This is a genomic window from Amycolatopsis sp. NPDC006125, from assembly GCF_040614195.1.
GTDB lineage: Bacteria > Actinomycetota > Actinomycetes > Mycobacteriales > Pseudonocardiaceae > Amycolatopsis_E > Amycolatopsis_E tucumanensis.
The window spans coordinates 19,349-28,515 of the sequence record NZ_JBEXTZ010000103.1; the positions used below are offsets into that span (position 1 = coordinate 19,349).

At 72.5% G+C, this 9,167-nt stretch carries 10 protein-coding genes; 1 reads left to right on the forward strand and 9 read right to left on the reverse strand.

Going from position 1 to position 9,167, the window contains the following annotated elements; genetic code table 11:
• Positions 1-30: 30 nt before the first annotated feature.
• The 9 genes from ABZ193_RS35765 to ABZ193_RS35805 form a co-directional block, all read right to left on the reverse strand.
• Positions 31-897: a PDR/VanB family oxidoreductase gene (locus ABZ193_RS35765; protein WP_354712982.1), complete on the reverse strand. Its 867-nt coding sequence runs from the start codon at positions 895-897 to the stop codon at positions 31-33.
• A complete protein-coding gene (locus ABZ193_RS35770) occupies positions 807-2,186 on the reverse strand; it encodes a cytochrome P450 (RefSeq protein ID WP_354712980.1) in 1,380 nt (459 codons plus the stop codon). The genes ABZ193_RS35765 and ABZ193_RS35770 overlap by 91 nt, the downstream gene beginning before the upstream one ends.
• Entirely contained in the window at positions 2,183-2,524 is a 342-nt protein-coding gene (locus ABZ193_RS35775) for a hypothetical protein (RefSeq protein ID WP_020420831.1), read from the reverse strand. The genes ABZ193_RS35770 and ABZ193_RS35775 overlap by 4 nt, the downstream gene beginning before the upstream one ends.
• Entirely contained in the window at positions 2,524-3,978 is a 1,455-nt protein-coding gene (locus ABZ193_RS35780; RefSeq protein ID WP_020420830.1) for a GMC oxidoreductase, read from the reverse strand. Before ABZ193_RS35780 ends, ABZ193_RS35775 begins: the two co-directional genes overlap by 1 nt.
• Positions 3,975-4,346, reverse strand: a complete 372-nt coding sequence (locus ABZ193_RS35785; RefSeq protein WP_020420829.1) for a DUF6379 domain-containing protein — start codon at positions 4,344-4,346, stop codon at positions 3,975-3,977. The genes ABZ193_RS35780 and ABZ193_RS35785 overlap by 4 nt, the downstream gene beginning before the upstream one ends.
• A gap of 9 nt (positions 4,347-4,355) precedes the next feature.
• Positions 4,356-5,345 carry a TIM barrel protein gene (locus tag ABZ193_RS35790; RefSeq protein ID WP_020420828.1) on the reverse strand — a complete coding sequence of 330 codons (990 nt, stop codon included), beginning with the start codon at positions 5,343-5,345 and terminating at the stop codon, positions 4,356-4,358.
• Between the two features lie 81 nt (positions 5,346-5,426).
• Positions 5,427-6,092 (reverse strand): TetR/AcrR family transcriptional regulator, encoded by a 666-nt coding sequence (locus ABZ193_RS35795; RefSeq protein WP_157358707.1) that lies wholly within the window; start codon positions 6,090-6,092, stop codon positions 5,427-5,429.
• Positions 6,093-6,136: 44 nt separating this feature from the next.
• A complete protein-coding gene (locus tag ABZ193_RS35800; protein ID WP_020420826.1) occupies positions 6,137-6,616 on the reverse strand; it encodes a flavin reductase family protein in 480 nt (159 codons plus the stop codon).
• 1 nt (position 6,617) lies between these two features.
• The gene (locus tag ABZ193_RS35805) at positions 6,618-8,006 is read right to left on the reverse strand and encodes an MFS transporter (RefSeq protein WP_020420825.1); all 1,389 of its coding nucleotides are present in this window, start codon (positions 8,004-8,006) and stop codon (positions 6,618-6,620) included.
• Between the two features lie 852 nt (positions 8,007-8,858).
• Here ABZ193_RS35805 and ABZ193_RS35810 point away from each other — a divergent pair.
• Positions 8,859-9,167: MFS transporter (locus ABZ193_RS35810; RefSeq protein WP_354712981.1), on the forward strand; the 309-nt coding region annotated here is incomplete at its 3' end.

The window sequence follows — 9,167 nt, forward strand, 5'->3', positions numbered from 1 at the left end:
GGCGGGCAACCAGGGAGCGCCGCACCCCCTCTACAGGTCGAGCACGAGCGAGGGAGTCTGCGACCGCGAGACGCACGGCATCAGGTATTCCCCGGCCGCCCGCTCCTCGGGGGTGAGCACCGAATCCCGGTGATCGGCCTTGCCACCGAGCACCCGCACCTCGCAGGTGCCACAAGTGCCTTCCCGGCAAGTCGACGGCACCCCGGCGCCGGCTCGGTTCACCGCGTCCAGCACCGACTCGTCCGGACCGACGCGGACCGTGCGCCCGCTCCCGGCGAGCACGACCTCGAACTCCGCGTTCCGGCCGAACTCCTGCGGCTTGGGCGCGAAACGCTCGACGTGCAGTGCCAGCGCATGTCGATCGCACAGCTCCTCGACCGCGGCCAGCAGCCGCTCCGGTCCGCAGCAGTACACCGCCGTGCCCGGCTTCGCCGAGGCCAGGAGCGCATCGAGGTCGAAACGGCCGCGATCCGAGGTCCAGATCGTCACGTCGCCGAGGCCCCGGAGGACATCGCGGTAGGGCATGCTCCGCACGGTGCGTCCCAAGTAGACCATCCGCCACGGCGCTCCGGCCCGCGACAGCATGGGGAGTAGCGGGGTGATCCCGATGCCGCCCGCGATGAACAGGTACTCCGGCGCCGGGGCGAGCGCGAAGTTGTTGCGTGGCCCGGTCAGCGTCACGACATCACCCACCGCCAGCCGGTCGTGCGCGTGAACTGATCCGCCGCGACCGTCCGCCTCACGCCGGACCGCGACGCGCCACCGGTCCTGTTCGGCCGGATCACCACACAGCGAGTACTGACGCGTCAGGCCGGGCGCGAACCGGATATCGACGTGCGCACCGGGCGCCCACGCCGGGAACCGGCCGTCCACCGGGGTGAACTCCAGCTCGACCACCCCGTCGGCGACGACGGACTTGCCGGCCACCACGGCCTGGATGCCCGGCCGGGTCCGCACCCGTGCCGGGTCCGCACCCGTGCCGGGCGCGGGCCGCCGGGGTTCCACCGCACGAGCAGTTCCGGCACGCCGCGCCCTTCGCCGACCGGACCGTACTCCAACTCGTCGTACGGCGTCGCGAGCCGGAGTCCGGGGAGTCGCTCGTGGATCACGCGCAACTCGGTCTTGAGCAGCAGCCTCGCCAGCGGCGCGCCGAGGCAGGCGTGGACGCCCTGGCCGAACCCCAGGTGTGGTCGCTCGAACCCGCGGTCGAGCAGGACGCCGTCCGGGTTGTCGAACACGGAACCGTCCCGGCTCCCCGAGGCGTAGGCGAGGAAGACCTCGTCACCCGCCCGCAACCGGGTCCCGCCCAGCTCCGTGTCGCGGGTGACCACCCGCGGCATTCCGGTGATCGCCGATTCGTACCGCAGCAACTCTTCCAGTGCCCGGGCCCGGCTGGCGTCGTCGTGCTGTGCCGCCTCGTACGCGCCGTCGCGCGAGAGGAGGTGGGCCAGCCCCGTGCACAGCAGGTTCGACGACGTCTCGTGTCCGGCCAGCATCAGGCCGGGGAACAGGGACAGCATTTCGAAGTCGGTCATCTCGGCCTCGCCGCTGTCGCGCACGTTCCAGACGTGGCTGATCAGGTCGTCGCGGCGGTCGCGCCTGCGGTCCGCCATCACCTCGCGGATGTGTTCGTGCAACTCCAGCAGCGCATCGGCCTTCTCCTCGGGCGACGCCCGGTAGTGGGTGTCCTTCGGCCCGAGGAAGAATGCCAGCGCAAACCCGATCCAGTCGGCCTTGTCCACGTCCAGGCCGACGATGTGGGCAATGGTCCGCAACGGCAGCGGCAGGGCGAAGTGGCGTTTCAGCTCGATCTCACCGCGGTCGGCGAACTCGTCGATCAGGGCGTGCGCGTTCCGCTCGATCCAGGGTTCGAACCGGGCCAGGCGTCGCGGCATGAAGAACGTGTTGACCGCGGCTCTCAGCCGGTCGTGGTCGGGGTTGTCGTGCCCCAGCAACGTGCCCCGGTCCGGAACCCGGCCGGCGAACCTCTCCCGCCACGGTGACGGCAGTTCGGGCACGGCAGGCCTCGAGGAGAACACCTCCGGCTGGTGCAGCGCCTCGACGATGTCGCCGTAGCGCGACACTACGTAGCGCCCCATCGACTCGCTCCAGGTCAGGCCTGGTCGCGAACGGGCCTCCGCCAGGTCGCCGAACAACGCGCGGGGATCGGTGAAGGGACAGCTCACGCCACCCTCCCGCTGTGCAGCACGATCTCGGCGCCCTCGTCCGTCCACACCAGACACCGCAGCTCGTGCGGGCCTTCTTCGACCTCGCCGGTCTTCAGGCCCGCCGCCGCGGCCTCGGCTCGGGCGGCCGCCACGTCGGCGACCCGCAGCAGCAGCGCGGGCTGCGAGGTCACGCTGTCGGTCCCGGCCAGCGCCACCCGCGCCCCGGCCACGTCGAATTGCGCCCACCGGTCGCCGTCGACGAACGCCGGTTCCGCGCCCAGCAGCCGCGTCCACGTGGTGACGGCGGCGGCCAGGTCGGCGACCGGAACCACCGTCGCGATCTTCGACACGTCCATCAGATCTCCTCCGCGATGCGCCGGGCGCCGGCGACGGCCAGCGCGACCGAGGTCAGGGTCGGGTTGCAGGCGGTCGCGGTGGGGATGACGCCGTTGCCCGCCACGTGCAGGCCCTCGACGCCCCACACGCGCGAGTCCTGGTCGCACACCGAGGTCCCGTCATCGGCGAGTCCCATTCGGACGGTGCCCTGGTAGTGCAGCGACGCGCCGGCGGCGAGCGTGATCGGCTCGTCGTCCAGCGGCTCACCCAGCGCCGAAGCGGCCCGGCGCACCGCGGCGCGGGCGGCGTCCAGCGCGGCTTCGTCCCGCGGCGTGAGCCCGTATTCGATGCGCATCGCGGGCATGCCGTAGCCGTCGCGCGCCGCGTCGTCGAACACGATCCGGTCCTCGGCCCGCACGTCCTTGGCGCAGAACCAGCCGAGCCCGACGATCGACCCGGGCGCGGGCACGTCGTCCGGCGCCAGCGGCACCGGGGACGCGTCCAGTTGCATCACCTGGCCGTGGAACGGCTCGGCATCGGTGAACGGCACCCAGCTCACCCCGCTCTGCCGCACGATCCGCGACCGGCCGCGTGGATCGGTGTCCGCAGGCCCGACATCGCGCAACCGCACCGCGAACACCACCTGCGGCTGGTCGTTGAGGTATCGGCCGAGCGCGGGCGGCCGCACCCCGGACGCCCACAGCAGTTGCGGCGTGCGCAGCGCGTCGGCCGCGACCACGACCCGCGTGGCGCGGACCTCGTGCTCGCCGCCGTCCCGCAGGTCCCGCAGGTCCCGCACCAGCACGCCCGCCGCGCGGCCGTCCTCGACGAGCACACGCGTCACCAACGCTTCCGGGAACAGCGTGTGCCGCTCGTTGCGCCGGGTCGCGTCGCCGTACACGACGTCCGCGCCGGACCAGACCAGCGAGCCGTCCGGCTCGCACCGCACGGCCAGCGGCATCGGCCGCACCCGCCGGTCCTCGTCACGGCCGGGGTCGAACTCGGCGGAGAGCCGCTTGCGGACCTCGGCGGCGAACGGCGCGTCGTCGAAGGCGTGCGCGGACACCCCGAGCAGCCGTTCCGCCTCGCCGAGCAGGTCGTCCAGGTCCGGCAGGAACCCGATCCGCTCGCTCTCACCCGGCCGCGGGCAGGCGGCCGTCCAGTGCGCGCCCATCCCGCCGACGTTGCTGGACATCGCCGCGGCGGGCAGCGCGTCGCCGCCGAGGAGGAACGTCCCCGGCCGCCCGCGCGCCGCGCCGCCCGGCCCCTCCGAGCGCCGCTGCGCCCGCTCCCGCGCGACCGGATCGGCGATGTTCTTGACGTGGACGCCGGGCGGGTCGGCCAGCATCGGCCCGGTCTCGAACGTGGCCAGCCGCAGGTCCGGCCGGGTCTCGGACAGGATCCGCGCGTACGCGGCGCCGCACGGTCCGCTCCCGACGATCGCCACGTCCACCGCGCCGGGGAAGGCCCTCACGCCGCCACCAGCCGCTTGCGGTCGCGCCCGCCACCGGGCACCGGCATGTAGGAGATGCGCAGGCGCACGGACACTTCCACGTCGTGCTCACCCGGCGCGAGCGGCTCGCCGGTGTCGAAACCCAGCACCGCCCGCTCCCCCATCTCCCACCGGTCGCCGGTGATCCCGGGCATCTCGGCGAAGGTGTAGGTGTTGCCGTGCACGGTGAACGTGGTGCGCCCGGGCGGCACCGGGACGCCGTCGAGCACGAGGTCGACGGCCTCCACCATGGACAGGAACAGCCCGCGGTAGTAGGGCATCCGCACCTCCACCTCGCCGCCGGATCGTTCGCGGGCGCGCAGGCCGCACACGATGTACTGGTCGAACATCGGGTCTCCTCACTCGCCGAGCAGCCGCGCCAGCATCTCCTGCTGGCGGCGCACCTGCTCGACGCTGTCGACGGGGTGGGCGTCCTGGATGTGCCGGTTGCCCTCGTACTCGCTGGACAGGTAGCCGGTGAACCCGCCGCCGGCGAGCACCGGCACGATCTCGTCGTAGGGGATGCTGTACTCGTACCCCTCGTCGGTCATCTCGTAGAACTTCGCCTGCACGTGCCCGATGAACGGCAGGTGCTCCAGCATCTCCTTCGGCTCGGTCCAGATGTAGTGGGTGGCCTGGCGCGCCAGGCCGAACTCGACCGGCCCGCCGCCGCGGTAGTTCACGATGTCCATCAGCGCGTGGGTGTCGCCGTGGTCGTCGTAGGTCCGGACGATGTAGTCGACCAGCGCGGGGTCCGCGCCGTCGCGCAGGGCGCGTTCGCTGACCACGCGCGGGAACCGACGGACGTGCACACCCATGTCCGGCATCAGCCCGAGCACGTGCGGCCCGGCGCGGTGCATCACTTCGAGGTGCTCGAGGATCCACGGGTGGGAGAAGTGGAACGGCGCGTGCACTTCGAGCAGCAGCCGTACGCCGCGGTCCTCGGCGTACGGCGCGGCGGCGGCCATCACCTCGGGCGAGAAGTTGATGGTGGCCTTGACGATGCCCGCGCCGAGCCGGACGGCGATGTCGATGTCGCGGCGCACGGAGGCGACCTGCTCGTCGAGGGTGAGCCAGCGGTCGGCGTGGAGCTTGGTGTCGAGGAAGGCGTTGGTGGCGACCGGGGTCGTGCCGTAGGCGGCCATCCAGCCGTGCCACCGCTCGGCGAACTCGTCCGTCACCACCGGGTAGCCGGGGATGGACTGCTCCGGGATGATCTCGATCCCCGTGGCGCCCATGGCCGCGGCGGCGGCGACGCAGTCCTCGACGGACATGGTGCGCAGGAAGTACTCCTCCTGGAACGAGTACAGGCTCACGCCGCGGCGCGGGCGGTCGGGTGGAGCGGTCACCGGGGTTCCTCCTGGTTTAGATTCAGAATGATGATTCTAGTTTTGCGGGCGCGAAAAAGCCAGCGCCATCCGCGGGAAGTGCTAGCGCCGGCGCTTCCTGGGCGCCGGTTCCGGCTGGGTCAGGAACGCCAGCACCATCCGCGCGAGGTCGGCCAGGATGTCCGACCACTCCCCCTCGCCGGAGGCCTGCTGCGTGCTGCCCAGCGCGAGCCAGCGGGCCAGCACGCTGTACACGACGGTGAAGCTCCACTCCAGCGCGCGGTGCGGATCGGGGTGGCCGATCTCGTCCTCGCGCTGGACGAGCGCGTCGACGAACGCGTCCCGCAGCTCCGCGTGCGCCGCACCGCCCAGCTCGGCGATCTGCGGGTCGGTGTTGGCCAGCAGCATGAACGGGCCGAGCACGGCGGCGTTGCGGCGCAACAGCTCCGCGGCCGTGCCGATGACCCGCTCGACCGCTTCGCCGAACGTCTCCCCCGCGGGAGGCTCGGCGGCGAACGCGGCGCGCTGCTCCTCGGCGATCCGCTCCATCTCACGGGCGTGCGCGGTGCGGATCAGGTCGTCCTTGCTGCTCACCCGGCCGTAGATCGACCCGGTGGACACGCCGGCGCGCTGGGCGACGTCGGCGAGGGTGAAGGAGTCCGAGCGGTGCTCGACCAGCAGGGCGATCACCGCGTCCAGCGCCTTGTCGAACGACAGCCTGCTGCGTTCCTGCTTGGGCTCCCGGACCCGGGCGTTCACGCTCTCCACGGGCCGACCGTACGGCACGCCGGTCACCGCGGGCGACACCGGGATCACGCCGGCACCGCCGCCGCGGCGTAGCGGCCGCGCAGGAACACCATCGGCTCGCCCGCCTCGGGGTCGACCTCCAGCACTCGCACCCGGCCCAGCACCAGCTCGTGGTCGCCGGCCGGCTGCACGGCTTCGATGTCGCAGCCGACCCGCAGGACCGTGCCGCACAGGCGTGGCCCGTACGGCGCCGGGCCGGGCAGGCCGTGCACGGCGAACCGGTCCGGCGCCTTGCGCACGAAGTCCCGGCACAGCTCCTCCTGCCCGGCCGCGAGCACGTTCGCGCAGAACCGCCCGGTCTCCCGGATCCGCGGCCACGAGGTGCTGGCCCGGTCGGGCAGGAAACCCACGAGCGGCGGGTCCAGCGACACCGAGGTGAAGGTGCCGACCACCATCGCGATCCCGGCGCCGGCGGTGACCACGCAGACGCCGGTCGGGTAGTGGCCCAGCGCCCGCCGGAATTCGGCGCCGTCGGACGGGTTCACGTCAGTCCTCCTCCTTCGCGCGGGTGGCGCGGTCGATGTCCGCGGCCATCTGCTCGTGCTTGCCGTCGAGGTCCCAGAACAGCATCGTCAGCGCCTGCAACACGATCAGCAGCAGCGGGGCGCCGTAGAACATCAGGCGGATCGCGGTGAGCGCCGGGCCGGACGCCTCGCCGGGCGTGTACCCCGCGACGCCCAGCCCGTAGGCGACGGCGGCCGAGCCGACCGCCGAGCCGACCTTGGTGGCGAAGCTGATGCCCGACGAGAGCAGCCCCTCGTTGCGGGTGCCGAACCGCCACTGCTGGTACTCGACCGTGTCGGCGACCATGGTGAACATCGAGACCATCGACAGGTTGATCGCCAGCGTGCCGACGATGTAGCAGGTGAGGAACGCCGGGAAGTTGCTCTCGAGCGGGATCATCGCCGCCCAGAAGACGAACCCGACGGCCAGCGCCTGGACGTTGCCGCGCCGCTTGCCGAAGCGCCGGTAGTAGGCCGGGGCGACGAACCCGCCGACGATCATCGCGCCGGACACCAGCGGCAGCAGGACCGAGATCGCCCACGGCGCGTGCAGCACGGCGAGTGCGAAATAGACGGTCACCGCGAGCACCATGCCCAGGCGCACGAAGTTGAGCACGCCGTAGACGAAGGTGATCTTCCAGACCTTGTTGCCCCACAACGTCCGCAGCGCCGCGCCGGGACGGAGCGCGTCGGTCTCCGGGGGCAGGGCGTAGCGCTCCTTGCAGGCCACGAAGGTGAACACGAAGAACCCGACGGACAGCACGCTGAAGATCAGCGTCGCGATCGTCCAGCCGCGTTGCTCGTTCCCGCCGCCGAGCAGGGCCACGAACGGCGTGGTGCCCGCGGTGACGATGATCGACCCGACCGAGCTGCCGATCGCGCGCAGCCCCCCCATCTGCATGCGTTCCTGCGAGTCCCGCGTCATCATCGGCAGCAGCGAGCTGTACGGGACGTTGACCAGCGAGAACAGCAGGCCGAGCGTCAGGTAGGTGAGGAAGGCGTAGATCAGCTTCCCGGTGTCGCCGATGTCCGGGACCGTGAAGGTGAGCACGCCGAGCACGCCGAACGGGATCGACGCGAAGATCAGGTAGGGCCGCGCCTTGCCCCAGCGGGAGCGCGTGCGGTCGACCAGCACGCCGATCGCCGGGTCGATGATCGCGTCCAGCAGGCGGGCGACGAGGAACAGGGTGCCGAGCGCGGCGACCGGCACCACGGCCACGTCGGTGTAGTAGTAGAGCAGGAAGCCGCCGACCAGGTTCCAGGAGAGGTTCGAGGCGAGGTCGCCCGCGCCGTAGCCGAGCTTCTCCCGCCATCCGAGCCGGACCGCGTGTCCGGGCGTCACCCGCGGGGTGACGTCGCTGGTGATGTCCACAGTGCCGCTCCTTTGCGCACACGGCGCCGTCGTGGCGCCGGGGAAGACCCTGACCACGATGCGGCACGACCCCATGGTAAAGGAAATTCATAGTTCGGATTCTGCTTATCCATGGAAGCGATGTCGCGCGCTTGACCTGCGGAAATGTCCTGTTGGGCCCGCTGGGCCGTGGTGCCGGTGGTGCATAATCCCGGCGACGGCGGGGTGCGCCCGCGAGCCGCCCGTCGGGGAGCCGACCCCTCCCCGCGCCCGGTCGCCGCCGTCGCTGCCAGGGAGTCGTCCGTGTCTCTAGCCCTGCTTCGGGCGCTGTTCAGCCGCCTCGCCGCGCCGCTACCGGAGGGCGCCGCCCGCCGCGCAGCGGCGCGGCGCCGTGCCGCCGCCCCACAACGGGCACCAAGCGCCGTTCACCCACCTCGCCGCACCCACCCGCCGCCCGAGGGCTTTCCCGCGCCCCCACCTCACATCGGTCACCCACCTCGCCGCACCCCGCCACCCAAGGCCTCCTCCGTGCCCACCGGCACCTCGCGGAGGTCGCGCCCAGCCGCGCGTCCGCGGGACGCGGTGCCCCCACCCCACGACGGGCGCCACGCGGAGATCACCCGCCGCACGTCTGCCCGGCGCCGCACCCCCACCCCACGCCCCACCCACCTCACCGCATCCAGCCATCCAAGGCCTCCTCCGTGCCCACCGGGCACCTCACGGAGTCGAGCTCCGCCGCGCGCCCGCGGGACGCGGTGCCCCCACCCCACGACGGGCGCCACGCGGAGATCAACCGCCGCACGTCTGCCCGGCGCCGCGCCCCCACCCCACACCCCACCCACCTCACCGCATCCAGCCATCCCAGGGAGTCCCGTGCCCCTCGCCCCACCCCGCACCAGGCGTCGCGCGTTGTTCGGCTGCCTCGTGCTCGTCACGACGCTCGGCGCGCTCGACCAGACGATCGTCGCGACCGCGTTGCCCGCGATCGTCGCCGAACTGGGTGCGCCCTCGCGCGTCTCGTGGGTCGTCACCGCGTACGCGCTGGCGCTGACCGCCGCGATGCCGGCCGCCGGCGCGCTCGGCGACCGCTTCGGCCACCGCCGGGTGCTGGCCCTCTCGATCGCGGTGTTCGTGGCCGCGTCCGCCGCCTGCGGGTTCGCCGGCGACGTCGGCCTCCTGGCC